Annotated in this window: 24 protein-coding genes and 1 other RNA gene; 18 read left to right on the forward strand and 7 right to left on the reverse strand. The window is 67.2% G+C overall.

Translation table 11 applies throughout. The features are described 5' to 3' along the window. Positions 1–31 precede the first annotated feature (31 nt). Positions 32–892, forward strand: coding sequence for a glucose-1-phosphate thymidylyltransferase RfbA (rfbA, locus tag E6A21_RS02440; RefSeq protein ID WP_138442515.1), 861 nt, complete (start codon positions 32–34; stop codon positions 890–892). Positions 893–1016: 124 nt separating this feature from the next. Here the strand turns inward: rfbA and E6A21_RS02445 are convergent, their stop codons facing one another. Continuing rightward, a complete protein-coding gene (locus E6A21_RS02445) occupies positions 1017–3848 on the reverse strand; it encodes a GH25 family lysozyme (RefSeq protein WP_246036136.1) in 2832 nt (943 codons plus the stop codon). 226 nt (positions 3849–4074) lie between these two features. On the opposite strand from E6A21_RS02445, the gene galU reads away from it, so the two are divergent. The 15 genes from galU to ssrA all read left to right on the forward strand — a co-directional run bounded on the left by galU (position 4075) and on the right by ssrA (position 16840). Next, positions 4075–4971 (forward strand): UTP--glucose-1-phosphate uridylyltransferase GalU, encoded by an 897-nt coding sequence (gene galU, locus E6A21_RS02450; RefSeq protein ID WP_138442516.1) that lies wholly within the window; start codon positions 4075–4077, stop codon positions 4969–4971. A gap of 258 nt (positions 4972–5229) precedes the next feature. Continuing rightward, positions 5230–6450, forward strand: a complete 1221-nt coding sequence (locus tag E6A21_RS02455) for a TadA family conjugal transfer-associated ATPase (RefSeq protein ID WP_138442517.1) — start codon at positions 5230–5232, stop codon at positions 6448–6450. Further along, the gene (locus E6A21_RS02460) at positions 6450–7301 is read left to right on the forward strand and encodes a type II secretion system F family protein (protein WP_138442518.1); all 852 of its coding nucleotides are present in this window, start codon (positions 6450–6452) and stop codon (positions 7299–7301) included. Before E6A21_RS02455 ends, E6A21_RS02460 begins: the two co-directional genes overlap by 1 nt. A 518-nt stretch (positions 7302–7819) precedes the next feature. Continuing rightward, positions 7820–8227, forward strand: coding sequence for a type II secretion system F family protein (locus E6A21_RS18345; RefSeq protein ID WP_342777838.1), 408 nt, complete (start codon positions 7820–7822; stop codon positions 8225–8227). Positions 8228–8486: 259 nt separating this feature from the next. Beyond that, entirely contained in the window at positions 8487–8672 is a 186-nt protein-coding gene (locus E6A21_RS02470) for a hypothetical protein (protein ID WP_138442690.1), read from the forward strand. Between the two features lie 6 nt (positions 8673–8678). Further along, positions 8679–9083, forward strand: coding sequence for a TadE family protein (locus tag E6A21_RS02475; RefSeq protein ID WP_138442520.1), 405 nt, complete (start codon positions 8679–8681; stop codon positions 9081–9083). Between the two features lie 40 nt (positions 9084–9123). Then, complete coding sequence (locus E6A21_RS02480) at positions 9124–9606, forward strand: hypothetical protein (protein ID WP_246036137.1); 483 nt, start codon at positions 9124–9126, stop codon at positions 9604–9606. After that, positions 9603–10073 carry a pilus assembly protein TadG-related protein gene (locus E6A21_RS02485; protein ID WP_246036138.1) on the forward strand — a complete coding sequence of 157 codons (471 nt, stop codon included), beginning with the start codon at positions 9603–9605 and terminating at the stop codon, positions 10071–10073. Before E6A21_RS02480 ends, E6A21_RS02485 begins: the two co-directional genes overlap by 4 nt. Before the next feature lie 24 nt (positions 10074–10097). Then, on the forward strand, positions 10098–11216 hold the full coding sequence (gene prfB, locus E6A21_RS02490) for a peptide chain release factor 2 (protein ID WP_138442521.1): 1119 nt from the start codon (positions 10098–10100) through the stop codon (positions 11214–11216). Between the two features lie 150 nt (positions 11217–11366). Further along, positions 11367–12143 (forward strand): cell division ATP-binding protein FtsE, encoded by a 777-nt coding sequence (gene ftsE / locus E6A21_RS02495; RefSeq protein ID WP_138442522.1) that lies wholly within the window; start codon positions 11367–11369, stop codon positions 12141–12143. Continuing rightward, the gene (ftsX, locus tag E6A21_RS02500) at positions 12143–13057 is read left to right on the forward strand and encodes a permease-like cell division protein FtsX (RefSeq protein WP_138442523.1); all 915 of its coding nucleotides are present in this window, start codon (positions 12143–12145) and stop codon (positions 13055–13057) included. Before ftsE ends, ftsX begins: the two co-directional genes overlap by 1 nt. A 1-nt stretch (position 13058) precedes the next feature. Further along, positions 13059–14483 (forward strand): M23 family metallopeptidase, encoded by a 1425-nt coding sequence (locus tag E6A21_RS02505; RefSeq protein WP_138442524.1) that lies wholly within the window; start codon positions 13059–13061, stop codon positions 14481–14483. Positions 14484–14569: 86 nt separating this feature from the next. Continuing rightward, positions 14570–15040, forward strand: coding sequence for an SsrA-binding protein SmpB (smpB, locus tag E6A21_RS02510; protein ID WP_138442525.1), 471 nt, complete (start codon positions 14570–14572; stop codon positions 15038–15040). 37 nt (positions 15041–15077) lie between these two features. Continuing rightward, complete coding sequence (locus tag E6A21_RS02515) at positions 15078–16388, forward strand: glycoside hydrolase family 3 N-terminal domain-containing protein (RefSeq protein WP_246036139.1); 1311 nt, start codon at positions 15078–15080, stop codon at positions 16386–16388. A gap of 83 nt (positions 16389–16471) precedes the next feature. Then, positions 16472–16840, forward strand: a transfer-messenger RNA (tmRNA) gene (gene ssrA / locus E6A21_RS02520). A gap of 200 nt (positions 16841–17040) precedes the next feature. Here ssrA and E6A21_RS02525 read toward each other — a convergent pair. Continuing rightward, on the reverse strand, positions 17041–17643 hold the full coding sequence (locus E6A21_RS02525) for a TetR/AcrR family transcriptional regulator (RefSeq protein WP_138442526.1): 603 nt from the start codon (positions 17641–17643) through the stop codon (positions 17041–17043). Between the two features lie 81 nt (positions 17644–17724). On the opposite strand from E6A21_RS02525, the gene E6A21_RS02530 reads away from it, so the two are divergent. Further along, positions 17725–18939, forward strand: a complete 1215-nt coding sequence (locus tag E6A21_RS02530; RefSeq protein WP_246036140.1) for an epoxide hydrolase family protein — start codon at positions 17725–17727, stop codon at positions 18937–18939. Between the two features lie 53 nt (positions 18940–18992). Here the strand turns inward: E6A21_RS02530 and E6A21_RS02535 are convergent, their stop codons facing one another. Further along, positions 18993–19199 (reverse strand): hypothetical protein, encoded by a 207-nt coding sequence (locus E6A21_RS02535; RefSeq protein WP_138442527.1) that lies wholly within the window; start codon positions 19197–19199, stop codon positions 18993–18995. A 150-nt stretch (positions 19200–19349) separates the two neighbouring features. On the opposite strand from E6A21_RS02535, the gene E6A21_RS02540 reads away from it, so the two are divergent. Continuing rightward, positions 19350–20789, forward strand: coding sequence for an MFS transporter (locus E6A21_RS02540; RefSeq protein WP_138442695.1), 1440 nt, complete (start codon positions 19350–19352; stop codon positions 20787–20789). 26 nt (positions 20790–20815) lie between these two features. On the opposite strand, the gene E6A21_RS02545 is transcribed toward E6A21_RS02540, so the two are convergent. The 4 genes from E6A21_RS02545 to E6A21_RS02560 form a co-directional block, all read right to left on the reverse strand. Beyond that, positions 20816–21526 (reverse strand): metal-dependent transcriptional regulator, encoded by a 711-nt coding sequence (locus tag E6A21_RS02545; RefSeq protein WP_138442528.1) that lies wholly within the window; start codon positions 21524–21526, stop codon positions 20816–20818. A gap of 16 nt (positions 21527–21542) precedes the next feature. Continuing rightward, on the reverse strand, positions 21543–22814 hold the full coding sequence (locus tag E6A21_RS02550; protein ID WP_138442529.1) for an Nramp family divalent metal transporter: 1272 nt from the start codon (positions 22812–22814) through the stop codon (positions 21543–21545). 86 nt (positions 22815–22900) lie between these two features. After that, positions 22901–23695, reverse strand: a complete 795-nt coding sequence (locus tag E6A21_RS02555; protein WP_138442530.1) for a class I SAM-dependent methyltransferase — start codon at positions 23693–23695, stop codon at positions 22901–22903. An 85-nt stretch (positions 23696–23780) separates the two neighbouring features. After that, a complete protein-coding gene (locus E6A21_RS02560) occupies positions 23781–25154 on the reverse strand; it encodes an aminotransferase class V-fold PLP-dependent enzyme (protein WP_138442696.1) in 1374 nt (457 codons plus the stop codon). Positions 25155–25259: the final 105 nt, after the last annotated feature.

Consider the following 25259-nt stretch of genomic DNA (forward strand, 5'->3'; position numbering starts at 1 on the left):
TGTGCGCTCGGGCCTAGGGATCATGGGGACCATGCGTGGAATCATCTTGGCAGGCGGCACGGGATCCCGGCTTCACCCGATCACACTGGGGGTGAGCAAGCAACTGGTGCCTGTGTACGACAAGCCGATGATCTACTATCCCCTTTCTACGCTGATCCTCGCGGGCATCAAGGACATCCTCGTCATCACCACTCCGCACGATGCAGAGTCCTTCTCCCGGCTCCTCGGCGACGGGTCCCGTTTCGGCATCAGCATCACCTACGTCCAGCAGCCTTCCCCCGACGGTCTCGCCCAAGCCTTCATCCTGGGCGAGGAGCACATCGGCTCGGAGACGGTCGCGCTTGTACTCGGCGACAACATCTTCTACGGCCCGGGCATGGGCACCCAGCTCCGGCGTCACGAGAACATCGACGGGGCGGCCGTGTTCGGCTATTGGGTCAAGGACCCGACCGCGTACGGCGTCGTCGAGTTCGACGGCGGCGGCAAGGCAGTCTCGCTCGAGGAGAAGCCCGCCAAGCCGAAGAGCAACTATGCGGTTCCCGGGCTCTACTTCTACGACAACGACGTTGTGGGCATTGCCAAGTCGCTCAAGCCTTCGGCTCGAGGCGAGCTGGAGATCACCGACGTTAACCGGACCTACCTCGAGGCAGGAAAGCTGAAGGTCGAGGTCCTGCCGCGCGGCACGGCCTGGCTCGATACTGGGACGTTCAGCGACCTCAACGACGCGTCGAACTTCATCCGCACCGTCGAGAACCGTCAGGGGCTAAAGATCGGTGCACCCGAGGAGATCGCCTGGCGCCTCGGCTTCCTCTCGGACGAAGAGCTCCGGGAGCGCGCCGAGCCCCTCGTGAAGAGCGGGTACGGGCGGTACCTGCTCGAGCTGCTCGGCTGAAGGCCCTACTCACGACGAGAAGGAGGGGCCCTCCACCGCTCGAAGCGGTGGAGGGCCCCTCCTTTTCCATGTTCCTTCTTTGCGGCGCGCCCCGACTTGGCGTCGAGCACGCCCTACCTTGGCGTCAGCCCCTGATTCCCGAAGCGCTGCTCCAGGAGATCGTGCCGCCTTGGAACGACTGCGAGCACGAGGTCGTCGTGCTGTTGCACGTCTGGCCGGATGTCGGGTAGCCGTATCTGCCGCGCTCGGCACCGGAGTTGAGCCAGTAGGTGCGGATGGGCCCGTTGGGGGAGAGCTGGGCTCCGCTGGCCTGAGACCAGATGATCGCGCCGTTCTGGTAGTTCTGGTACGTCCCGCCGTTGACGAGGCCCGTGACCACTCCAGTGGTGGGGTAGGCGAGCGGGCCCTTCTCAGCGCCGGAGTTCAGCCAGGCCGTGCGGATGGGTCCGTTGGGGGAGAGCTGGGCTCCGGTGGCCTGGGTCCAGAGGATGGCGCCGTTCTGGAAGTTCTGGTAGCAGCCGCCGTTGCTGAGGCCGCAGACCTGAGCCGACGTGGGATAGCCCAACGGCCCCTGCTCCGCTCCGGAGTTCAGCCAGTAGCTGCGGATCGGGCCGCTCGGGGAGAGCTGTGCCCCGGTGCCCTGGGACCAGATGACAGCGCCGTTCTGGTAGTTCTGGTAGGTCCCGCCGTTGACGAGGCCGGTGACGACGCCGCTCGTGGGGTAGGCGAGCGGCCCCTTCTCGGCGCCGGAGTTCAGCCAGGCCGTGCGGATGGGTCCGCTCGGGGAGAGCTGGGCTCCGCTGTCCTGCGACCAGATGATGGCGCCGTTCTGGTAGTTCTGGTAGGTCCCGCCGTTGACGAGGCCGGTGACGACGCCGCTGGTGGGGTAGGCGAGCGGTCCCTTCTCAGCGCCGGAGTTCAGCCAGGCCGTGCGGATGGGTCCGCTCGTTGAGAGCTGTGCCCCGGTGGCCTGGGTCCAGAGGATGGCACCGTTCTGGAAGTTCTGGTAGCAGCCGCCGTTGCTGAGGCCGCAGACCTGAGCTGACGTGGGATAGCCCAGGGGCCCCTGTTCCGCGCCGGAGCTCAGCCAGTAGCTGCGGATCGGCCCGTTGGGGGAGAGCTGTGCCCCGGTGCCCTGGGACCAGATGATGGCGCCGTTCTGGTAGTTCTGGTAGGTCCCGCCGTTGACGAGGCCGGTGACGACGCCGCTCGTGGGGTAGGCGAGGGGGCCCTTCTCGGCGCCGGAGTTCAGCCACGCGTCGCGGACCGGTCCGCTCGGGGAGAGCTGTGCCCCGCTGGCCTGGGACCAGATGATCGCGCCGTTCTGGTAGTTCTGGTAGGTCCCGCCGTTGACGAGGCCGGTGACGACGGCGCTCGTGGGGTAGGCGAGGGGGCCCTTCTCGGCGCCGGAGTTCAGCCACGCGTCGCGGACCGGTCCGCTCGGGGAGAGCTGCGCTCCCGTGGCCTGGGTCCAGATGATCGCGCCGTTCTGGAAGTTCTGGTAGCTGCCGCCTCCGGTAAGGCCCGTCACGACGTTCGAGGTCGGATACCCGAGGGACCCGGTCTCGAATCCCGTGGTCTGCCACAGGCTGCGAATAGGTCCATTGGGCGAGACCTGAGCGCCGGTCGACGGGGACCAGATGATCGCGCCGTTCTGGAAGTTCTCGTAGTTTCCGCCGTTGACGAGGCCGCCGACGACTCCGGTTGTGGGGTAGGCGAGAGGCCCTGTCTCGAACCCGGTTGCCTGCCACGCACTTCGGATGGGACCGTTCGGCGAGACTTGGGCGCCGCTCCCGGACGACCAGATGATCGCGCCGTTCTGGAAGTTCTGGTAGGCCCCGCTATTGACGAGGCCACCGATCACGCCCGTCGTCGGGGACCCAATGTTGGCTCCTCCGGCTACCGATCCGATAGCAGCGCTGGGATTGGTGTCGCCGTAGGTCGCAAAACGCTGAAGGCTCGCGTAATCGCCATTCCAGACGTTCGAGTCGCCAACGAATGGGCCCGTAGAGCTGTACTGCCACACGCTGAAAGCGCCCCAACCGGCCGGCATCGGGGGACCCGACTGGTTGTACGCGGCGATCCACAGAGGATTGTTTCCGAAGCCAGCGGAGTTTCCGGTACAGCGGCTCCACCAGTCTGCTGTCGTGTAGATCATGGGGCGACGGCCGGTGAGCGAAAGCATCGTGTTGCTGAAGTCAGCGATCCAGTTGACCATGGCGGAACCCGCCATGCTGTAGCACGTGTCTCCCATGTAGACGCCGTTGATCGTCTGGCCCGCGTAGGGGTTGTACTCGATATCGAGTACGGGGGGCAACGTGATGCCGTCTGGGGACCACCCGCCCCCGTTCTGCGTGAAGTACTGGGCCTGGTTCGCGCCCGAAGACCAATTGGGAATCGCAAAGTGGTAGGCGCCTCGGATCATCCCGACACTCTGGGCATCGCCGTACTGCTGCGAGAACGCCTGGTTGTTGTAGTAGTTGCCTTCCGACGCCTTCACGTAGGCGAACCGGACGCCCTGGTTCCATTGCCCGGCCCAGTCCACTGTGTCGCTCCACTGCCCGTTCGCGTAGGCAGCCTGGTAGGCGCTCACGTCAACACCGCTCACGCCCCAGCCCGGCTGCCAAGTAGCGGCCAAGACGCGGACAGCCGACCCCTTCGCAGGGGAACCCATCTGCTTCGGGTTCTGCGGGTTGACCTGGCCCATCTTGGCTCCCCGGCCGACAGCCTTCTGCATGGCGTCGCGGAGCTGGTTGCTCGCACCCGGGTCTGACGTCGCCGCGGCAATGGCGCCTGGGGGCGGCGTCGTCTGGGAAGCGAGCGGACTCGGGGTCGCCGTCGCGGAAGGGGTGGGAGTGGGGGCGGCGGTCTGCGCGGAAGCGGCAGTCTTCGCCGGGGTCGGAGTCGGGGAGGGCGTCGTCGTGGCGGAAGCCGCCGGCACTGCCAGGCCAGTCACGAGCCCAATTGTGAGAAGAGAGAGCCCCACCGAGTGGGTCAGAGATGTGAGTTTCATAACCTTGCCCGCATAGCTGGTCCGAATCCTCAGGCGTGAGGGAGCGAGACCACCATAGCAGCGATGTTAAAAGTGTGAACAGTGTGATCCAAGTAAATTGGTGTTTCCTATGAAGTTCTTGCGCCCTTCTTGCGTTTCGGCAGCCACGGGGGTCCCGTAAGCTACGCACATGCCAGACACCGCACCAATTACCAAGGCCGTGATCCCTGCAGCAGGGCTTGGCACACGCTTCCTCCCGGCAACGAAGGCGATGCCCAAGGAAATGCTGCCGGTGGTGGACCAGCCCGCGATCCAGTACGTAGTTGCCGAGGCCGCACGGGCGGGACTCGACAATGTCCTCGTCGTCACGGGCCGCAGCAAGCGTTCCCTCGAGGACCATTTCGACCGCGTCCCGACGCTTGAAGAAGCTCTGGAGCAAAAAGGCGACGAGAAGAAGCTGGCAGCCGTCCGCGAGACGAGCAATCTGGGCGACATTCATTATGTGCGCCAGGGGGATCCGAAGGGCCTCGGGCATGCGGTGCTGCGTGCGCAGCGGCATGTGGGCAACGAGCCGTTCGCGGTGCTGCTGGGCGATGACCTGATCGACGAGCGGGACGAGCTGCTGGGGGAGATGATCCGGGTGCAGCAGGCCACGGGGGGTTCCGTGGTGGCGCTGATGGAGGTTCCGCGGGAGGCGATCTCCGCGTACGGGTGCGCGAAGGTCAGCCCTGTGGAGGGGGAGTCGTTCGTGCAGGTGCACGGGCTGGTGGAGAAGCCGGCGCCGGAGGATGCGCCCTCGAACCTGGCGATCATCGGCCGGTACGTGCTGCATCCTGCGGTGTTCGGGGTGCTGGAGGAGACCGAGCCGGGCCGGGGCGGGGAGATCCAGCTCACGGATGCGCTGCAGACCCTGGCCCGCCGGGACGGCGAGGGCGGGGGCGTGTACGGGGTGGTGTTCCGGGGGCGCCGGTACGACACGGGCGACAAGCTCAGCTACCTCAAGGCCGTCGTCACCCTCGCGTCGGAACGCTCCGACCTTGGACCCGAGCTGCGGTCCTGGCTCCGGGAGTTCGTCGCGGACCTCTGACGTTCCGTCGGCCGGCGGCTCCGTCGGTCTCTATATATACGATATACGCGGCTTCTCTACGGGCGGCTTCCCGACGTCTCGCTGGCCATGCCGCTGGCTTCTCTGGAGTTGATCAGGCGTATCCACATATGCGTGCTCGGCGTCTCCGTGGCGTCCTGCCATGCCTAGGCTGGCAGGGTCGGCCTGGGGAGTCGATGTCGCCCCGATCGCCAAAGGGGCGGCTCGCAGAAGCAGCGGGGGCTGCGTGGGGGTAGGGCCATGGATGCGTTCGGCATCGTTGAGAAGGAAGTGCGGGAACTCATCCGCGTGCGGGGGCTGGACCCGCTCCGGCAGGCCGCAGAGGTCCGGCGCCTTGTTGAGGCCGCCGTGGCTGACTACGACGAGCGGGCGCTGCTCGGGGCGGTGCCCGCCCTCGGATCGCTCGACGTGGCACGTCGGCACGTCTTCGACGCCGTCGCCGGCTTCGGCCCTCTGCAGCCGCTCTTGGATGACCCGGCTGTCGAGGAGATCTGGATCAATGCGCCGCACGAGGTGTTCGCGGCGCGGGGCGGGGAGGCCGAGCTCACCGCCGTGACCCTCACGGAGCAGAGCGTGCGCGATCTCGTCGAGCGAATGCTCAAGACTTCGGGCCGTCGCCTCGACCTGTCCAGTCCGTTCGTCGACGCGGCACTGCCGGACGGGTCGCGTCTGCACGTTGTCATTCCCGACGTGACCCGGCGGCATTGGGCCGTCAACATCCGGAAGTTCGTTGCACGCGCGTCTCGTCTCGAACACCTCGTAGAACTCGGTTCACTCACTCCCAATGCCGCGCAGTTTCTTGCATCGGCGGTCTCGGGCGGCCTCAACATCCTCGTGTCTGGGGCAACTCAGGCAGGCAAGACGACGATGCTCAACTGTCTTGGGGCCTCGATCGGTTCCAACGAGAGGGTCGTGACTGTCGAGGAGGTCTTCGAGCTTCGAATTCCGTTGCGGGACGTCGTCGGACTTCAGTGCCGTCAGGCCAGCCTTGAGGGCACGGGTGAGATTCCCCTGCGGCGGCTCGTGAAGGAGGCGCTTCGGATGCGGCCAGACAGGCTCGTTGTCGGGGAGGTGCGAGAGGCAGAGAGCCTTGACATGCTCATCGCTCTTAATGCCGGGATGCCGGGCATGGGCACGATCCACGCAAATTCGGCCCGCAATGCCGTCACCAAACTCTGTACGTTGCCCCTGCTCGCTGGCACGAACATCTCCTCCGAATTCATCGTGCCAACCGTCGCGGCGTGCATCGACCTTGTGGTGCATTGTGTCCGTACTGCGGCCGGTCACCGTCAAGTCGGCGAGATTCTTGCGCTCGGCGACCGTGTCGAAGGTGGATTGATCGAGGCATCCTCCGTCTTCTCCCGCGTCGACGGAGCACTGCGCCCGTCGGGAACCGGATTGCCGAAAGCAGCCAAGTTCGCGCGGGCGGGAATCGACGTGACCGCCTTGGGCGCTGCCTGATGGCGCCGACCGTCGGTCTGATCGGCGGCCTTGGCCTGTTCCTCGTCTGGTGGGCGTGCTGGGTGCCCGGGAGGCCGAAGACGCGCTCGGGGAGCTTCATAACGGCGGAGCGGCTTCTTCGCCAGGCGGGGATCGGCAACGTTTCGCCCGCACAGCTCGCTGGAACCTCGTTGGCCTCCGGCGCCCTCGTCGCGGTTGTGGTCGCCGCCATGACAGCTTGGCCGATAGGCCTTTGCTTCGGGGTGTTCGCCTCCGGAGCACCCTTGGCCCTCGTGGTGTGGCAGGCCAAGCGGCGTGCCCGTGCCCTTCGCGAGGTCTGGCCCGATGCGGTGGATCACCTGCGCTCCGCCATCCGCGCCGGGCTTTCCCTCCCGGAGGCCCTCATCCAGTTGGGCACTAAGGGGCCTGAGATCCTGCGGCCGGTCTTCGTAGCCTTCGCCGCAGACTTTCGTTCAGGGGGCAGTTTCGGTGACTCGCTCGACCGGCTGAAGGACAGCCTCGCCGACCCGGTCGCGGACTCGATCATCGAAGCCCTGCGGCTGACCCGCGACGTCGGAGGTTCTGACCTCGGCCGTCTGCTCGCCACACTCGCCGAGTGCCTCCGTGAGAACCTCCGGACGCGAAGTGAACTCGAGGCAAGGCAGTCCTGGACCGTCAACGGTGCCCGCTTGGCTGTCGCGGCTCCTTGGGCGGTGCTCCTCCTTCTGGCCACACGCCCGGAGGCCATGGCCGCCTACGGCCGCCCGGCGGGACTCGTGGTCCTTGCGGCTGGTCTCGTAGTCTCCTCGGTCTGCTACTGGCTCATGCTCCGGATCGCGGCCCTCCCGACTGAGGAGCGTGTGCTTCGATGAACCCTGGGTCAGGGCTTTCGATCCTGAGTGGCATGCTGCTCGGCGTGGGGCTGTGGATTACGTTCTTGCGGGTTCCTGCGATGCGGCGGCCCACCTTTGCAGAACGGGTCGCTCCTCAGCTGCGCTCGCTCGATGCCTCGTCCCGCCTCCTTCGATCCGACCTCGCTGCTCCCACACTCGAGCGCATTCTCGGGCCAATCCTCAGGGAAGCCCTCACCTCGATTTCGGGACTCGGGGCGGCCAGGAGCGGGCTGGACAGGCGACTCGCCCAAGCCGGATCGTCGAGAAGCGCGATCGAGTTCAGATCTGAGCAGGTCCTCTGTGCAGGGCTCGCATTCGCGCTCGGATCCGCGTTGGCCATCGGAGGCTCTTCAGCAGGACGCATTTCGGCCTTCCTCGCAGTCCTGCTGTCCCTCAGTGCGGGTGCGGCGGGATTTCTTGGTCGCGAGTTCGTGCTCAAAGCGGCGGTCCGCAGAAGACGCCGACGGATCCTGGCGGAGTTCCCGTCAATGGCCGACATGCTGGCACTTGCAGTCGGGGCGGGAGAGACAGCGGGAGCAGCGTTGGATCGGCTCGCGGGTCTCTTGAAGGGAGCGCTGGCCGAGGAGTTATCGAAGGTGATCTCGGAGGCCCGGGCGGGGGCAACGCTCGTAGCCGCTCTGCGGTCGATGGCCAGCAGGTTGGAGCTCGCCCCGATATCGCGGTTCATCGACGGTCTCGTGGTGGCGATCGAGCGGGGCACCCCTCTTGCGGACGTGCTTCGGGCCCAAGCACAGGATGTCCGCGATGCGGCGAAGCGCGACCTCATGGAGGCGGCAGGCCGCAAGGAAATCGCCATGATGGTGCCGCTCGTCTTCGGGATCCTTCCTCTGACGATCGTGTTCGCGGTCTTCCCCGGTTTCGCCACCATAGCCCTCGGGCCATGACCGGCCAGCTTCGGCCGGGCAAGGTGTTTCCCGAAGTCCCGAGGAGCCGAATTGCCTTCTCCCAGCGAGCAGATGAGAGCAGAGCGACCATGTCGGATCGCATGCCCGGCAGCAAATTGCAGACATCAAACATCAAGTTGAACGTCAGAAGAACATCAGATTGAAAAGGGGAATTATGAACACCGTCAGGGCACACTTCTTCTTCACCGCCAGGACAATCGGCTTCACCGCCAGGGCAATCGGCGCGTGGGCCGCGACCTTGAATGACGAGGGGCCGGGCAGCAGGCCAGCACCATTCCGCGGCTCCGGCCGTGACCGAGGCGACGTGCCCGGCTGGGTGATGATCACGCTGATGAGCGCTGTATTGGTGATGGGCCTTCTCGCTATCGCTGCACCGGCGCTCGAAGGCTTGTTCCAGCAGGCGATCAGCAAGGTGAGCAGGTAGCGCCGTATGGAGCGTGTTCCCTCCGGACGAGGGGAGACGGATCCGATCGAGTCTGGTTCGGCTCCGGCGGAGTTCGTGCTCGTGGGCAGCTTCCTGACCGTCCTCTTCCTCGCGATCGTCCAGCTGACGCTCGTGCTCCATGTGCGGAACACACTGGTCGACGCCGCATCCTCGGGGGCGCGGTACGGCGCTCTTGCAGATCGCGGACCGATGGATGGGAGCGGGCGTGCCGCCGAGCTCGCCGCGGCGGCTCTCGGGCCGTCGTTCGCGTCTGACGTGACAGCGGCGCGAATCGTGTCCCCAGAGGGGGCCCCGCTTCTCGAAGTCCGGGTGCGCGCGCCACTGCCGTTGGTTGGCTTCGCGGGACCCCCACGAGTCCTCGAAGTGGCGGGTCATGCTCCGCTCAGCTAGCCCTGTTCGGGTCGGCCTCAGTCGTCTTCAGCGGTGCACCGTGCCTCGTCACGGTGCCGAGGCCGGGCAGCGAGGGGTCACGGCAGCCGAGACGGGGATCGACCGCGCAGACGCGGATAGGGGGAGCGCGGTCGTCGAATTCGTGGTGCTGGCTGTCCTGCTGCTGGTCCCGGTGGTCTACTTCGTGATCACGATGGGTGTCCTCCAAGGTGCGACGTACGCCGCAGTCGGAGCAGCCGATCACGCAGCCAAGGTGTTCGCAACGGCTCCTGACGCCGCTTCAGGGAGGATGCGAGCCGAGGAGGCCGTCCAGGTGGCCGTATCAGACTTCGGCATGGAAACGGGGAGGGCCACCATGACGGTGACGTGCAGCCGGGCCGACTGCCTCGAAGCCGGGAGCGCTGTCACAGTGGCGGTGGCGATCGAGGCCCCACTCCCGCTCGTCGCGGCCTGGGGGGAGCGCGGCCTTGCGGCAGGACGGGTCGAAGCGAGCGCAACCCAGATCGTCGGGCGGTACCGGTGAATGCCGTCCAGAGGAGCTGCGGGCACGCGGAATGCGAGCAGGAATCCGGGCAGATCCTCCTCCTGCTCGTCGGATTCGCCGTGCTGTGCCTTCTGGTCGCGTCCGTTGTCGTGGGCGTGTCTGCCGTGCACCTAGAGCGCCAACGGCTGCTGTCAGCGGCGGACGGCGCGGCCCAAGCGTCGGCCGACAGCTTCACCTTCGCAGACGCGCTCGCCGGATCCGGTCCCCCTGGAGCAGTCCTGAGCAGCGAACGGGTCCGCCGTGCAGCGGTCGCCTTCCTCCGCGAGACCGGGGCGGAGGAACGATTCGAAAGTTTCAGCGTCGGCAGCGCGGTAGGGTCGCCAGACGGGCGCAGCGCGCAGGTGACGCTCGGCGCCGTCGTCCGCCTTCCCCTCATCAGCATCCTGCTGCCGGATGCGCCTCGGATAGAAGTGACGTCGATCGCACGCGCGCGGCTTGGCCGCTGATCAATGGCGTAGCCTTGGATGGTTATGGCTGAGATCGACTTTCCCGCAGAAATCCGCGCCCTCCGGAACACCCACGATTCCATCGAGCAGGTGACGGATGTGGACGCGCTGCGCCGCGAGATCTCTGAGCTCAGCGAAGCCGCAGGGGTGCCCGACCTCTGGGACGACCCGAGCAAAGCCCAAGAGGTAACGTCCCGCCTGTCGCACCGGCAGTCGGAACTGGAGCGCGTCGAGAGTCTCGGAACGCGGATCGACGATCTCGAGGTTCTCGTGCAGCTCGCCCAGGAGGAGGCCGACCCGGACTCCCTCGCCGAGGCGGTCAAGGAACTCGAGTCGATCAGGAAGTCCCTTGAGGAGCTCGAGGTCGTGACCCTTCTGAACGGCGAGTACGACGAGCGCGCCGCGGTCGTCACGATCCGTTCCGGCGCTGGCGGCGTCGATGCCGCCGACTTCGCCGAGATGCTCATGCGCATGTACCTCCGCTGGGCCGAGCGGAGGGGCTACGCGACCAAGGTCATGGACACGTCCTACGCGGAAGAAGCCGGGATCAAGTCGGCGACCTTCGAGGTCAACGCGCCGTTTGCCTACGGCACCCTCTCGGTCGAGGCTGGCACCCACCGTCTGGTGCGCATCAGCCCGTTCGACAACCAGGGCCGCCGCCAGACATCGTTCGCGGCAGTCGAAGTCATCCCGCTCATCGAGCAGACCGACTCGATCGAGATCCCGGACAACGAGATCCGCGTCGACGTCTTCCGTTCGTCCGGACCCGGGGGCCAGTCGGTCAACACCACCGACTCGGCAGTCCGCCTCACCCACATCCCAACGGGGATCGTCGTCTCGATGCAGAACGAGAAGTCGCAGATCCAGAATCGCGCGGCTGCCCTGCGGGTCCTGCAGTCCCGACTCCTGCTACTGAAGAAGGAGCAGGAGGACGCCGAGAAGAAGGCGCTCGCCGGCGACGTGAAGGCGTCGTGGGGCGACCAGATGCGCTCGTATGTCCTGAACCCCTATCAGATGGTCAAGGACCTCCGCACCGAACACGAGGTGGGGAACCCGGCCGCGGTGCTCGACGGCGACATCGACGCCTTCATCGACGCCGGCATCCGTTGGCGCGCCTCCCAGCGGCAGCTCGCGGAGAGCTAGTTCGACCGCAGTCCGGCGACACGCCGCCTCAACAGGTGGGCCTGAGTCGGGCACCGTGCTTATAGTCATGCAGCCGGCGCTTTCCGTCCCCGAGCCTTGCCCGTGCGCCGGGTGCTGGATGCTCTGCATGCAAGCCGGGCCGGAAGTGCCATGATCCGCTTCGACAATGTCACGATGGTCTACGACAAGAAGGCCAAGCCAGCGCTCGACTCGGTCTCGATCGAGATCGAGCGTGGCGAATTCGCATTCCTCGTCGGGCCGTCCGGCTCGGGCAAGTCGACCTTCCTACGGCTCGTGCTCCGCGAGGACCGGGCCACCGCCGGCGCCGTCTTCGTCGCCGGTCAGAACGTCGCAAAGCTCTCGAGCTGGCGGGTTCCGCGCCTCCGCCGGGGGATCGGCGTCGTCTTCCAGGACTTCCGCCTCCTGCCCCAAAAGACGGTATTCGCCAACGTCGCCTTCGCCATGCAGGTCATCGGAAAGAACCGAAGCGTCATCCGCGAGACCGTTCCCGAGGTGCTCAAAACAGTCGGGCTGGAGGGCATGGGGCACCGCATGCCGCACGAGCTCTCGGGCGGCGAGCAGCAGCGCGTTGCGATCGCGCGCGCCGTCGTGAACCGTCCCGGCATCCTGCTTGCCGACGAGCCGACCGGCAACCTCGACCCCACGACTTCCCAAGGCATCATGCAGGTGCTCGACAAGATCAACCAGAACGGCACCACCGTCGTCATGGCCACGCACGACGACGACATCGTCAACTCCATGCGCAAGCGGGTCGTCGAGCTCCGGGCCGGCCGCATCCTCCGCGACGAGGCGAAGGCCCTCTACACCTCGATGATGCCTGCAGTGCGTCCGCCTCGGCTGGGAGAGCCAGCCGAGGCCCGTCATAGCGTTCCGTCCCCCGCTGGTGTGGGCGAGGAGGAGATCTGATGCGCCTCGCGTTCATTCTCGGCGAGATCGCCGGCGGCCTGCGCCGCAACCTGTCCATGGTCGTCTCCGTCATCCTCGTGACGTTCGTGTCGCTCACGTTCGTCGGCGCTGCGGGCATCCTCCAGCTGCAGATCAACCAGATGAAGGGCTACTGGTACGACCGGGTCCAGGTCGCGATCTTCCTGTGCGGTCCGGGATCGAGCTCGGCGGGCTGCGCGAGCGGCACGGTGACCCCGGACCAGCAGAAGGCGATTCAGGCCCTCCTCGACTCGCCGGCGGTGGCCCAGTACGTCAACGACTACCACTACGAGTCGCAGGCCGAGGCGTACCAGCACTTCAAGGAACAGTTCGCGAATTCGCCGATCGTCGATTCCGTGACCCCGGACCAGCTGCCGTCCTCGTTCCGGATCAACCTCAAGGACCCGCAGAAGTACCAGATCATCAGCGAGACGTTCTCCTCACGTCCCGGAGTCGAAACGGTCATCGACCAGAGACAGCTTCTGGAGAAGCTGTTCTCGGTCATGAACGGCGCATCGGTGGTGGCGATCGTGATCGCCGGCGTCATGATCGTCTGCGCGATCCTCCTGATCGGCACAACCATCAGGCTCTCCGCCTTCAGCAGACGGAGGGAGACCGGCATCATGAGGCTCGTGGGGGCGTCGAAGCTCGTGATCCAACTTCCCTTCGTCCTCGAGGGGGTGATCGCCGCCGTCGTGGGGGCCGTACTCGCCTCGGCGACGGTCTGGGCGGTGGCGAAGTTCTTCCTGGGCGACGTCCTTGCCAAGCAGTATCCGGACACGGCGTTCATCTCACCGGCCCAGGCGCTCATGCTGTCCCCGCTCCTCGTTGGACTGGGGGTCGTGCTTGCGGGCGTGTCGTCCATGCTGACACTCCGCCGCTATCTGAAGGTCTGACATGACCCCTCGCACCCCTGACGTTGGCCGGAAAGGGGCCGCGGCAGCATTCCGCGGCCCGGCCGCCGTCGCAGCTCTTTCGCTGGTTGCCCTGCTCGTGGCCTCCGGTGCCGCCCGGGCGGATGATCTCGACGACCAGAAGGCCCAGCTCGCGCAACAGGCGCAGCAGGTTGAATCGTCCCTGGAATTCCTCGACGGGCGCATCGCCCAGTCGGCGTCCGATCTCGCGAGCTACAGGGCCCAGTTGCCCGGCGCGCAGCAGGCGCTCGTAGACGCCCAGGGGCGGGTTGCCGCGGCGACGAAGGAAGCGGACGCCTTGGCCGTCCGCGTGGACGCGGCCCAGCAGAACAAGGCGAAGATCACCCAGCAGATCTCGGACGACCGCGGGAAGGCCGCGGAGACGAAGAAGCTCATCGGGCAGATCGCCACTCAGGCGTACAAGGCCGGCGGAGTACCGTCGAACCTCGGCCTGATCTTCGGCGACGCGGGGGGCGGGAGCCTGACCGGGAGTCTGGACCTCGCCGACCAGGCGTTGCGCAGCCAGAATGCCGCCCTCGAGCGGCTTGCGCAGCAGACGGCCGCGAACGTCAATTCCGAGGCCCGCCTCGCTGCCGTGGAGGGCGAGATCCAGAATCTCAAGTCCCAGGCGGACCAAGCGCTCCAGCGCGAGCAGGCGGCGCGCGACGACGCCGCGTCGAAGAAGGCTGCCGTGGACAAGCTGGTCGCCGATACCGACCGCCTCAACAGCGAGCTTGCCGCGCAGCGCCCTGCCATCCAGCAGCAGATGGCAGACGTCAAGAACCAGCAGGACCAGATCGCAGCGCAGATCGCCGACCGCGACCGTCGCCTGCGTGAGGCCTGGGAGGCAGAGCAGCGAAGGCTCGCTGAGCAACGAGCGGCCGAGGCCCGGGCCGCGGCCCTCGCCGCCGGCCAGAACAATTCCTCGGCGGACGCCGCGGCCCAGACGGTGCGAGACCAGGCCGCCCAGGTCGGATCGCCGTCGGCGTTCGGCCTGCGCTACCCGTTCGCGGGGAACCCGCCGATCACCTCGGGATTCGGGTGGCGGGCGACGCCGCCGGGCACCATCGACTTCTTCGGCACCGGCGGCTACATGCACACGGGCATCGACTTCGGTGTCGGGTGCGGTACGCCGGTGTATGCGGCAGCCGCCGGCACGGTCACCGTGGGCGGCTGGACGAACGGCGGCGGCGGGTGGACCGTGATGATCTCCCACGGGGTGGTCCAGGGAAACTCGCTGACGACCGTGTACTACCACAACTCGAGCGTGACCGTCGCGCCCGGGCAGTCCGTCAGCCCGGGCCAGCTCATCGCGTACTCGGGCAGCACCGGCAACTCGACCGGATGCCACGCGCATTTCGAGACGTGGCTCAACGGGGCGCCGGTCAACCCGCTCAGCATCATGTAGGCCCGCTGCGATAGAATTCTGAGGTCTCCGCGAGCGATCGGCCCCCAGATCGTTCCGAACCCGAGTCCAGAGAAGGAGGGACAGGCGTGCCAAAGGAAACCGGCCGGAAGGCAGTAGCAACCAACCGCAAGGCCCGGCACGACTATCACATCCTGGACACCTGGGAGGCGGGGCTCGTGCTCATGGGCACCGAGGTAAAGTCCCTCCGCGAGGGGCACATCTCGCTCACGGACGGCTTCTGCACGTTCTCCAACGGGGAGCTCTGGCTCGAGGGCGTCAACATCCCGGAGTACACCCAGGGGAGCTGGACCAACCACTCGGCCCGCCGCCGCAGGAAGCTGCTGCTGCACCGGGAGGAGCTCGTCAAGATCGAGCAAAAGGTCAACGAGCAGGGCCTGACCGTGGTCCCGTTGCAGGTCTACTTCAACGAGGGCAGGGCCAAGGTCGAGATCGCGCTCGCACGGGGCAAGAAGGAATACGACAAGCGCCAGGCCCTCCGCGAGAAGCAGGACAACCGCGAGGCGCTACGGGCGATGCGGGCGCGCAACCGGCGCTGACTGTGTTCCTGAATTGAGACGCTGACAGGAAGGGACCGTGGCACGGCCAAGCCCTAGGGTGTTGATCGCCATCGTCGCGAGCGTCGTGCTGATCCTCGGCGGACTCGCTGCCGTCATCGTTCCCGGACTGGTCGCTTCCTCGACACCCCCACGTGCCGCCCCGCCGACGTCACCGTCGTTCACGCGCCCCGTCCCGACACCCCGGTCGTCAACGTCGAGCCCCACGCCGTCTGCCACGCCGCCGCAGCCCAGCCCTCCGGCGTCGTCCGCGCCGCCGCCGTCCGCACCGCCGCCACCCCAGACGCGGGCGCAGCAGCTGCTCGCCTCGATGAGTCTCGAACAGCGTGCCGGGCAGGTCGTCATGACGAGCATCCCGGTCTCCGGGCTCGACGCTGCCTCGCTCGCGGCGCTGGGCAGCGACCACATCGGCAACGTCTTCCTCAAGGGGCGGACGACGGCGGGGGCAGGCGCCGTTGCCGGCGTCGTCCGTTCGGCCCGGGCCGAGACGTCCTCGGCCACCCTCGGAGTTGCGCCGTTCGTCGCAACCGACCAAGAGGGCGGGCAGGTCCAGATCCTCCGAGGGCCCGGTTTTTCGGACATGCCCTCCGCTCTCGCCCAAGGCTCCATGACGCCGGACGCGTTGAGGGCCTCGGCCTTCGAGTGGGGGCAGGAACTTGCCGCGGCTGGAGTCGATGTGAACTTCGCTCCCGTGATGGACACCGTCCCGTCGCCGGCCTTCGCGCCGCAGAACATCCCTATCGGCAAGTACCAGCGTGAGTTCGGGTTCACCCCCGACGCCGTCGCCGCACACGGGATCGCTTTCGCCCAAGGCATGGCGGACGCCGGTGTGGCCGCCACCGTGAAGCACTTCCCGGGGCTCGGAAGAGTCACGGGGAACACCGACACCAGCACCAACGTCACTGATTCCACGACGACGCGGAATGACGCGTACGTCGCGCCGTTCGCCGATGCAGTGAGGGCAGGAGTCCCGTGGGTCATGCTGTCGAACGCCTTCTATCCCGCGATCGACGCCGCCAACTATGCTCCCTTCTCGCCGACAGTCATCCAGGGGATGCTGCGCGGTGACCTGGGATTCCAGGGCATCGTGGTCTCGGATGACCTTTGCGACGCCGCCCAGGTCTCCGGCTTCCTCCTCGACCACCGCGGAGCGGACTTCCTCGCCGCCGGGGGCACCATGGCCCTCTGCACCAACGAGACGCTCGCACCGCGGGTGTGGCAGGGAATCGTGGACCGTGCGCGCTCCGACCCCGGCTTCGCCAAGGTCGTGGACAACGCCGCGTTGCAGGTGCTGACGGCCAAGGAACGGCGTGGCCTCCTGCCCCGGTGAGGGCGGGAATACCCCGCGCGCGGGAAGCGCTATACTGGATGTTCCGGAAGCCGAGAGGCGACCGGCGGTTTGACAACCGAATAGGGGATGATCGGTTTCGACGGTGTTGGTCGAGACAGGTGAAGCGGGCCGAGGATGCAGAGTCATCTCGTCAACGCTCTCTGCAAAACAATAAGTGCCAACTCTAAGCGCACTGACTTCGCTCTCGCTGCCTAAGTAGCGAACGAGTCCGTCAGCCCGGGAGCGCTATCGTCCCGGATCCTGGCGTCGTCTAGATAGCCACTGCTGGTAGCCCTCGTCATTGGGGCTGCTGGGACTCTTTGATGACTGGGCCTGGGTCAGCCACTTGTGTGCATGATGGCTGGGGCCGAGAAAACCCGAAGCACACTGCGCCCGGAGAAGACCTGACAAAGCCGCATCGGACGGGGGTTCAATTCCCCCCATCTCCACGAGCTGAGGCCCGGAATCCTTGCGATTCCGGGCCTCAACTTTTTGTAGTTGCCACAGTCCGCGATGGCCGCAGACCGCGTTGGAAAGCGATTGCGAGGACTGTGGTGATGGACCCTCCCTTTCTGGGGCACGATGGCCCGCCCCTCCCTGAGGGGCAGGCCATCAGCGTTTGTAGGCCCCGAGGATGCTGCGCTTGGCGGTGTCACCGCGACCCGGACAGATGGGCGAGTTCGTGTGCGCGCGAGGGGGGGACGCCTAGGACGAGCAGGCTGGTGATCGTCGCAGCCTCGGCGTCGACCGCCACGCCGGCGCGGCGGTCGTCCGCGATGGCGAAGACGGCCGAGTAAGCCATCCTTCCGAGGAGGTCTGCTGGTAGGTGCCGTCCGAACAATTGGGCCTCCTGGCCGCGGCGGGTCAGGTCGGCGAGGATCCGGTCGACCGTCTCCAGCAGGGTGTGAATCTCGTCTCCGTGTTCGCCGCGGCGCAGCGCGAGTAGCACCCTATATCGGTGAGCAAGTGGCCAGAGGCGTGTGACGAACCTCGTCCACACCACGTCCGCCGGCACGTCGTCGGCATTCACCTCTGCCAGCACGACGACGATCTCCTCGGCCGCCTGCTCGGCGAGCGTTCGCACCAGGTCGGCCCGGGCGGGGAAATGCCCGTACACGGTGCGGCGTACCACGCCAGCGGCGGCCGCGATGTCGCCCATGCCTGCGTCGGGGTTCTGCCCGAGGACCTCGCGCGCTACGTCGAGAATCCGCTTCCGTGTCTCGTCCTTGGCCCCGCGGGCGCTTTCCGTCACCATCACTCCATAATTGCACATGCCTGTGCAACGGAGTAGCATGCGACCGATGCACTCCATTGCACACGAGCGTGCAATGGAGTGATGTGCTCAATCGTCATCGAGGAGACCATCACCATGACAGCATCGCCATCCGCCGCGGCGACGGCGCTCCGCCCGTTCGCCGCCTCCGTCCCCGATGCCGATATTGCCGACCTCCGGGCCAGGCTCGCCAGGACCCGATGGCCAGACCCCGAGACTGTTCCAGACTGGTCGCAGGGAGTTCGCCTAGCGCACGCTAAGGCGCTGGTGGAGCGCTGGCTGCGAGACTACGACTGGCGCCGGTTCGAGACGGCACTGAACCAGTATCCGCAGTTCCTGACGGAGATCGACGGGCTGGACATTCACTTCATCCACGTCAAGTCACCGAACCCCGACGCGATGCCGCTGATCCTCACGCACGGGTGGCCGAGCTCGGTTGTGGACTTTCTGAAACTGATCAGCCCGCTCACCGACCCGGGCGCTCACGGCGGTACGGCTGAGGACTCCTTCGACGTGGTGGTCCCGTCGCTGCCCGGGTTCGGATTCTCCGGAAAGCCGACCGAACCGGGATGGAATGTAGGCCGCATCGCGGCGGCATGGGCCGAGCTGATGCGTCGCCTCGGCTATTCCCGATGGGTCGCACACGGCGGTGACTGGGGCTCGGTCGTCACGACCATGCTCGGTGCTATGCAGCCCGCAGGACTGCTCGGCGTCCACCTGAACACTCCCTATGCGTTCCCGGCAACGATCCCGGAAGACCTGTCACCCGAGGAGCAAAACGCCCTCGACACCCTGGCCCTGTACAGCGGCCCACTGGGCGGGTCAAACCACCTGCAGGGCACCAAGCCAGAGACTCCGGGGTTTGCCCTCGCAGATTCTCCGGCCGGCCAAGCGGCGTGGATCTACGAAAAGTTCCAGTCCAAGACCGACAACCAAGGCCTTGCAGAGGACGCAATCGATATCGACGACATCCTGGACACCATCTCCCTGTACTGGTTCACCAACACCGCTGCGTCCTCCGCTCGCATCTACTGGGAGAACCGGGCAGCCACGATGTCCGGCCCGAAGCTGACGCTCCCGACGGCGGTGACGGTGTTCCCCTACGACATCCCGTTAGTGCCGCGAACCTGGATCGAGGAAGCCTACGCAAACCTCATCCACTACGGGGAAGCGAGCAGGGGCGGTCATTTCGCCGCGCTGGAACAGCCCGGGCTCCTCGTCGACGAGATCCGCACGGGCTTTCGCAGTCTCCGTGACCCGAGGAGCGCGGGCCTGTAGCTGTACCCGGACCTCGGAATGGATGCAGCCGGCCTACAGCAGTGTTTTGTTTCCTAGCCGTTGAAGTCGCGGAACCCGTAGGCCAGGAAGCGGGGAGCGCGCCCCTTGTGATAGCAGGCGTTGTGGTGCTCGGCGCATTCGCGGGCCTTCGCCATGTCGGGGAACACAACGCCGTGCCGGTGTGCGTCGCAAGTACTGAGGTAGCCGCGGCCTTCACGGCCGTAGACCGGCGTTACGAACGCCCCGCCTGAAGACTTCATCGCTCTCCTCCTTCTCCTCCTTGGCTTACCCGATCCGGGCTCAGACGAATCACTCGTTGCCGCTGGGCCCAGCCTCCGTTGGGCCTGCCCACCGCTGGAGCTGGCCTCTCGACGTTCGCCCACGAGCGGGAGCAGGATGATCCTGTGACGATGCCCCGCTCCGGCGAGAACAAATCCACGGCCATGACGCAGAACCAGCGTCGAGTCCTGTTCGTCGCCGTGTGCTCGAGCTGCCTCGTGATCCTCGATGGGAGTGCGGTCAACCTCGCGCTCCCGGCGATGGGCCGCGAACTGGGCGGCGGACTCGCCTTCCAGCAGTGGGTCGTCGACGGCTACCTCCTGACCTTGGGTGCGCTGATCCTCGCCGCAGGGACGCTCGCGGACCGGTACGGCCGCGCTCGTCTCCTCGAGATCGGGATCGTCGCGTTTGCGGTGACCTCCCTCGTCTGTGGGCTCTCGTGGAATGCCTGGATGCTGGTTGCGGCGCGGATTCTCCAGGGTACGGCCGCAGCCGTCGTTACCCCGAGCGCCCTTGCGCTGATCATGGCCTCGGCAGACGGGGGAGTGCGGGCCCGGATGATCGGACAGTGGACCGCGTGGACCGCGGCTGCGTCGGTCGCCGCTCCGTTCATCGGTGGAGCTGCGGTGGACCTTGCAACGTGGCGGCTCGTCTTCCTCGTCAACATCATCCCGTCGGCCCTGATGTGGCGCCCGCTCGCGCTGCTGCGCCGCGAGGCTCCACATGTCGCGCCCGCGGGCAGGTTCGATGCCCTCGGAGCGGCGCTGGCCGTCGTCGGCCTCGGCGGCCTGGTGCTCGGGCTCATCGAGCAGGGCACCTCAGGCTGGGGGAGTCCCCTCGCCATAGGGTGCCTCGTCGTCGGCGTCGCGGGCTGCGTCGCCTTCGTTGCCCGCCAGCGCACGGCCGCGTCGCCCATGCTTCCGCTCGGGCTGTTCCGAGAGCGGAACTTCGCGGCAGGCAACCTCGCGACCCTGTGGGCCTACGGAGGCCTCGGGATGAGCTTCTTCGTGCTGGGCCTGTATCTGCAGCAGCGGATGGGACTGCACGCATTCGAGGCGGGGCTCGGGCTGCTGCCCGCGACCCTGTGCCTCCTCTTCCTCTCCCCGACGGCGGCCCGGCTGGGTGCGCGCATCGGGCCGCGGCTCCCCATGGCCCTCGGTCCGGCCCTTGCCGCGGGATCGTGCGCTTGGATGGCGTTCGAGGTGCCTCCGCTGACCTACTGGCGGGACATCTTCGCTCCGGTCGTGCTGTTCGGGCTGGGACTTGCACTCATGGTCGCACCCCTCACCTCGGCTGTCCTCGGCGCCGTGCCGACGGAGGATTCCGGGATCGGCTCCGCGGTGAACAACGCCGTCGCCCGTATTGCCTCCCTCGTGTGCATCGCGGCGACCGGCGCGATCATGGGCGGAGTGGTCGACGACGCAGGGTTCCGCCGTGGCCTGCTCGCTACGGGCCTGCTTCTGGCCGCGAGTGCTGTCAGTTCGGCTCTCTGGATCCGCAATCCCGGCCGTGCGGGGGCGGGCCTCGAGGGCGGGCTTCCCGGCGAGGCGGCCAGCCAGACCGGCGAGTGATACCGGCAAGTGATCCGGAAGGCGGGTCAGGCGTCTTCCAGGGTGCAGCCCTCGTGCGGCGCCTCGCTGTGGACCCACAGCGACGAGGCGATCGTATCGGGGACGTCGAACTCATGGGCGCCGTTCCCCGCCCCGATCCGCACGACGAGCGGACCCCCGAAGGGCTTCCTCCGGACGACCCGGATCGCCGTGTCCAGCACAATGTGCTCTTGGGCGAGGTAGCGGAGCATCTCCGGGTCGTCGTCGCTGATCCGGGTGATCAGGCCTTCGTGCCCGGGGTCGAGATCGCCGAGCGGGAGTGCCGGTGGATGCTCGACCCGCCCAGTCGGGCTGGGGATCGGGTCGCCATGCGGATCCCGGTCCGGGTGCCCGAGCTTCTCGGCGAGGCGCTCGACGAACAGGTCGGAGACGGCGTGCTCGAGCTGCTCCGCCTCGTCATGGACCTCGTCCCAGCTGTAGCCGAGCTCCTGGACGAGGAACGTTTCGAGGAGCCGATGGCGCCGAACCATGGTGAGGGCAAGACGCTCGCCTTCGATGGTGAGCCGCACGGCACCGTAGGGCCGGTGGTCGACGAGCCCTTGGTCCTTGAGCTTGCGAACCATCTCCGAGACGGACGAGTTGGCGACGCCGAGGCGGGCCGCCAGCTGGGACGACGTGATGGGCTTGTCCTGCCATTCCGTGAACGAGTAGATCACCTTCACGTAATCCTCGATCGAGGAGGATGGCTGGCTCTTCACCTTTCCAAGCCTACCGTCAGGCCATTGGCACGAACGTGAGCCACAGGAGTGCGAGGTTGAGCGCGATGACGAGCCCAGCGCTCGCCCATGATGCGGCTTTGAGGACGGGCGAGGACACGAAAGCGCCCACGAGCCGACGCTCCGAGGTGAGCCGGATGAGCGGAACAAGCGCGAAAGGGATCCCGAAGCTCAAGACGACTTGGCTCACGACGAGCGAGAGCGTTGGATCGACGCCGAGCGAGAGGAGCAGCGCCGACGGGACGAGGGTGATGGTGCGCCGCAGGACGACCGGAATGCGCCGCTGGAGCAGCCCGTCCATGATGGTCGCCCCCGCGTAGGAGCCGACTGCGCTCGATGCCAGACCGCTTGCGAGGAGCCCGACGGCGAACACAGTCCCCACGAGTGGCCCGAGCGCGTCCGCTATGGCAGCATGCGCGCCCTCGATGGTGTCGGTGCCGCCCTTGCCGCCCAGCGTCGAGGCAGCCAGGAGGAGCATCCCGACGTTGACGACGCCGGCGACGCCCAGGGCGAGGAGGACGTCCAGTCTCGTCCCGTGGAGGAGGCGGGCAAGGGCGGTCGCCGGTACGTGTGTATGGGGATCGGCCCGGTGACGGTCCCGGGAAAGCGCCGAATGCACGTAGATGGCGTGCGGCATGACCGTTGCGCCCAGCATCGACGCGGCCAGCAGCAGCGTGTCGGGCCCCTCGAAATGCGGCACGAGGCCAGCGGCGACTCCGGCAGGTGACGGTGGGCTCACGACGAGCCCGGCGAGGAACCCGATCGTGATGACGGTGAGGAGGCCTATGATCGCCAGTTCGAAGCGCTGCTGGGTCCGGTGGTCCTGGATCGCGAGGATTCCCAGGGAGACCGCTCCCACGATGACGGCACCGATCGGCAACGGGACGCGGAACAGGAGTTGGAGGGCGATCGCTCCGCCAACGACTTCCGCGAGGTCGGTCGCGAGCGCGACGACCTCGGCCTGTAGCCAGAAGAGGCGCCGGCCTCCGGGACTCAGGCGTTGGCTCAGGAGCTCGGGGAGCGTCCGGCCCGTGACGATCCCGAGCTTCGCGGACTGGTACTGGATGAGCATGGCCATCGCGTTCGCTATCACGAGCACCCAGACGAGAAGGTAGCCGTAGCGGGCGCCGGCCGTGAGGTTGGCGGCGACGTTGCCTGGGTCCACGTAGGCTATCGAGGCGACGAAAGCTGGGCCCATGAGGCCCGCGGCGAGCCGCCACGTGCCGCGCGTGGCAGCCCGCGGAGGCGTCCCACGCTCCGTCCGGCTCATCCTCGCCACTCCAATGCCGCTCCCGCTCCCGAGCAGAGGGGCTACCTTTTGATACACCTCATCGCCAAATTTCGGCTTACCTAAATTTAGGCCTTCTGGTGCGGAGGGACAAGAGGCTGGGCCCGGGAAGGTCTGGCACGCCAGACCTGCGTGACGTAGGGGAGCAGGATCACCGCGTCGATGTCGTGGCCCAGATGTTCGTGGAGGTACCAGTCCAGGTTCGCCTCGACCCGGCCGCGATGTTCCGCGGTGGCCCGCAGGTAGTAGCTCCGCGACTTGGCGAGCTCGACGACCCCGCCCGTGGTGATCGGCTCCTCCCAGCGGAAGGATGCAGACTCCCAGCCTGTCAGCTCCGGTCCCGACGGGGGATGGTAGCCGGGCTTGTGGACGTCTCCCGCATGCATGATCCGCGAGAGCCGGTGCACCCAGGGAACCGACGTGTCGAGCTGATTCCACACGAGGGCGGCGCGGCCACCGGGTGTAAGGAGCCGTACCACTTCCCGCGTCGCAGTGGGAACGTCGAACCAATGCCACGCCTGCGCGGCGACCACGAGGTCCGCTGAGGCAGCCGGCAGCCCTGTGGACTCGGCCATCCCGACCACGGTCCTCACGCCCGGGTGCAGCCGGCGCAGCTCGCCGAGCATGTCGGGGCTCGGATCGACGGCGGTCACCTCGAGCCCGCGGGCCGAGAGCATCCCTGACAGCTTGCCGGTCCCAGCGCCGAGGTCGACGGCGGTGCGCGCCTGTGCAGGCACGAGCCAGTCCACGGCGTCCTCGGGATAACCGGGCCGCACCTTCTCGTAGTGCTCTCCGCCGGCCATGAACGCCCGGGCGAGCTCCCGCCGTCGTCGATCGTCGAACTTGGGTCCGCCGCGCGCCATGCCTTCTTCCTCCCGGAAAGCCTTGATCTCCGACGAGGAATCTACCCGGGAGGCAGGCGTGGCTGCACCTCGGCTACCGGGGCGCTCAGTCCTCCGCGGCGCAGGGCGCGGCGCCCGCCGTGCCGGGCGTGTTCGGCGCCCACTCCGGGAACTGGCGGGAATCGTCCACAGGAATCCAGCGGCCGGCGTCGACCGTGTAGTCGAGCCGCAAGCCGTGCTCCACGAGCTCGCGCACTCCGGCCACGAGGCGTTCGACATCCTCGAGACGCGAACCGAGCCCGAAACTCGCACGGAGGGATCCCGAAGCGAGACCCAGCCGGCGCAGGGCCGGGTGGGCGCAGAAGCGGCCGTCACGGAGGCCCACGCCATGCTCGGCTGAGAGATAGGCCGCTGCGAGACCGGCGTCGTGGCCCTCCACCGAGAAGTTGACGATGCCCACTGCTCCGCGGGACGCGGGACTGGCCCCCAGGTCCGAATCCTCGAACAGCCGGTGCACGGTGACGCCCTCGATCTGGCCGAGTCCTTCCACCAGCGCGTCACGGAGCTGCTGCTCATGGCGGTACCACGACTCCACATCGAGGCTCCCGAGCACTTGGGCGGCCTTGGCGAGGGTCGCCGCCCCGAGCACGTTGGGGGACCCCGCCTCGTGACGCGCCGTGCCGTCCGCCCACGCGACCGAGTCAAGACGGACCTCCCGAACGGCGCCTCCGCCCGAGAGGTACGGACGGCCGCTGTCGAGCCAATCCCGTCGGCCCACGAGGACGCCCGCGCCGAACGGCGCGTAGAGCTTGTGACCCGAGAACGCCAGGTAGTCGATGCCGGCCTCCGCGATGTCGATGCGGCGGTGCGGCGCGAGCTGCGCGGCGTCGACCACGATGCGGGCGCCATGCTCATGGGCAAGGGCCGCAAGCTCGGCGACGGGCAGGATCTCGCCCGTGATGTTGGAGGCACCCGTGACGGCGACAAGGCTGATTTCGCCCGCCTTGAGCCACGCCCTGACCCGCTCGAGCGTCTCGGAGAGCGTGCGTGCGGCGACAACGCTCCGGTGTGGGCCGTCCTGCCAGGGCAGGAGGTTGGCGTGGTGCTCGATGTCGAGGTACAGGACGTCGCCGGCCGCCGGGAGGCAGCCGGCCAGCAGGTTGAGCGAGTCCGTCGTATTGCGGGTGAAGATGACCTCGTCGTCGGGGCGCCCGCCCACGAACTCGCGGACAATGGTCCGCGCGTTCTCGTAGACCGAGGTGCTGACCTGCGAGGCGTAGCCGGCCCCGCGGTGCACGCTCGCGTAGAACGGGAGCACCTCGTTGAGGTGTGCGGCAACCTCGGTCAGGGCTGGCGCGGATGCTGCGTAGTCGAGGTTCACGTATCGAGTGCTGCCGCCGCCCACGAGTGGAGCGACCAGCTCGGCGCCGACGACCTCGGCGATCGGGCGGCTGGCGTCCGGGTAGTCGTCGGCGCGGATAGTGCGGACAGGAGATCCTGCGGAAGGGCGGGTGTCTGCCGGGGAGGGAGAAACGACGGTGGGTGTGCTCACGGTGCACCTCAGGGTCGGGGCCCCGCCTCGCGG

The sequence above is a fragment of the Sinomonas susongensis genome, assembly GCF_005877005.1.
Taxonomy (GTDB): domain Bacteria; phylum Actinomycetota; class Actinomycetes; order Actinomycetales; family Micrococcaceae; genus Sinomonas; species Sinomonas susongensis.

What these genes read in the sequence shown, in the direction of transcription:
- E6A21_RS02475 (WP_138442520.1), top strand. Translation starts at nt 8,679, where the DNA reads ATGGAGCGTGTTCCCTCCGGACGAGGGGAGACGGATCCGATCGAGTCT.
- E6A21_RS18345 (WP_342777838.1), top strand. Translation starts at nt 7,820, where the DNA reads ATGCTGGCACTTGCAGTCGGGGCGGGAGAGACAGCGGGAGCAGCGTTG.
- E6A21_RS02530 (WP_246036140.1), top strand. Translation starts at nt 17,725, where the DNA reads ATGTGCTCAATCGTCATCGAGGAGACCATCACCATGACAGCATCGCCA.
- E6A21_RS02550 (WP_138442529.1), bottom strand. Translation starts at nt 22,814, where the DNA reads ATGAGCCGGACGGAGCGTGGGACGCCTCCGCGGGCTGCCACGCGCGGC.
- ftsE (WP_138442522.1), top strand. Translation starts at nt 11,367, where the DNA reads ATGATCCGCTTCGACAATGTCACGATGGTCTACGACAAGAAGGCCAAG.
- ftsX (WP_138442523.1), top strand. Translation starts at nt 12,143, where the DNA reads ATGCGCCTCGCGTTCATTCTCGGCGAGATCGCCGGCGGCCTGCGCCGC.
- rfbA (WP_138442515.1), top strand. Translation starts at nt 32, where the DNA reads ATGCGTGGAATCATCTTGGCAGGCGGCACGGGATCCCGGCTTCACCCG.
- E6A21_RS02460 (WP_138442518.1), top strand. Translation starts at nt 6,450, where the DNA reads ATGGCGCCGACCGTCGGTCTGATCGGCGGCCTTGGCCTGTTCCTCGTC.
- E6A21_RS02455 (WP_138442517.1), top strand. Translation starts at nt 5,230, where the DNA reads ATGGATGCGTTCGGCATCGTTGAGAAGGAAGTGCGGGAACTCATCCGC.
- prfB (WP_138442521.1), top strand. Translation starts at nt 10,098, where the DNA reads ATGGCTGAGATCGACTTTCCCGCAGAAATCCGCGCCCTCCGGAACACC.
- E6A21_RS02505 (WP_138442524.1), top strand. Translation starts at nt 13,059, where the DNA reads ATGACCCCTCGCACCCCTGACGTTGGCCGGAAAGGGGCCGCGGCAGCA.
- E6A21_RS02540 (WP_138442695.1), top strand. Translation starts at nt 19,350, where the DNA reads ATGCCCCGCTCCGGCGAGAACAAATCCACGGCCATGACGCAGAACCAG.
- E6A21_RS02535 (WP_138442527.1), bottom strand. Translation starts at nt 19,199, where the DNA reads ATGAAGTCTTCAGGCGGGGCGTTCGTAACGCCGGTCTACGGCCGTGAA.
- galU (WP_138442516.1), top strand. Translation starts at nt 4,075, where the DNA reads ATGCCAGACACCGCACCAATTACCAAGGCCGTGATCCCTGCAGCAGGG.
- E6A21_RS02555 (WP_138442530.1), bottom strand. Translation starts at nt 23,695, where the DNA reads ATGGCGCGCGGCGGACCCAAGTTCGACGATCGACGACGGCGGGAGCTC.
- E6A21_RS02525 (WP_138442526.1), bottom strand. Translation starts at nt 17,643, where the DNA reads ATGGTGACGGAAAGCGCCCGCGGGGCCAAGGACGAGACACGGAAGCGG.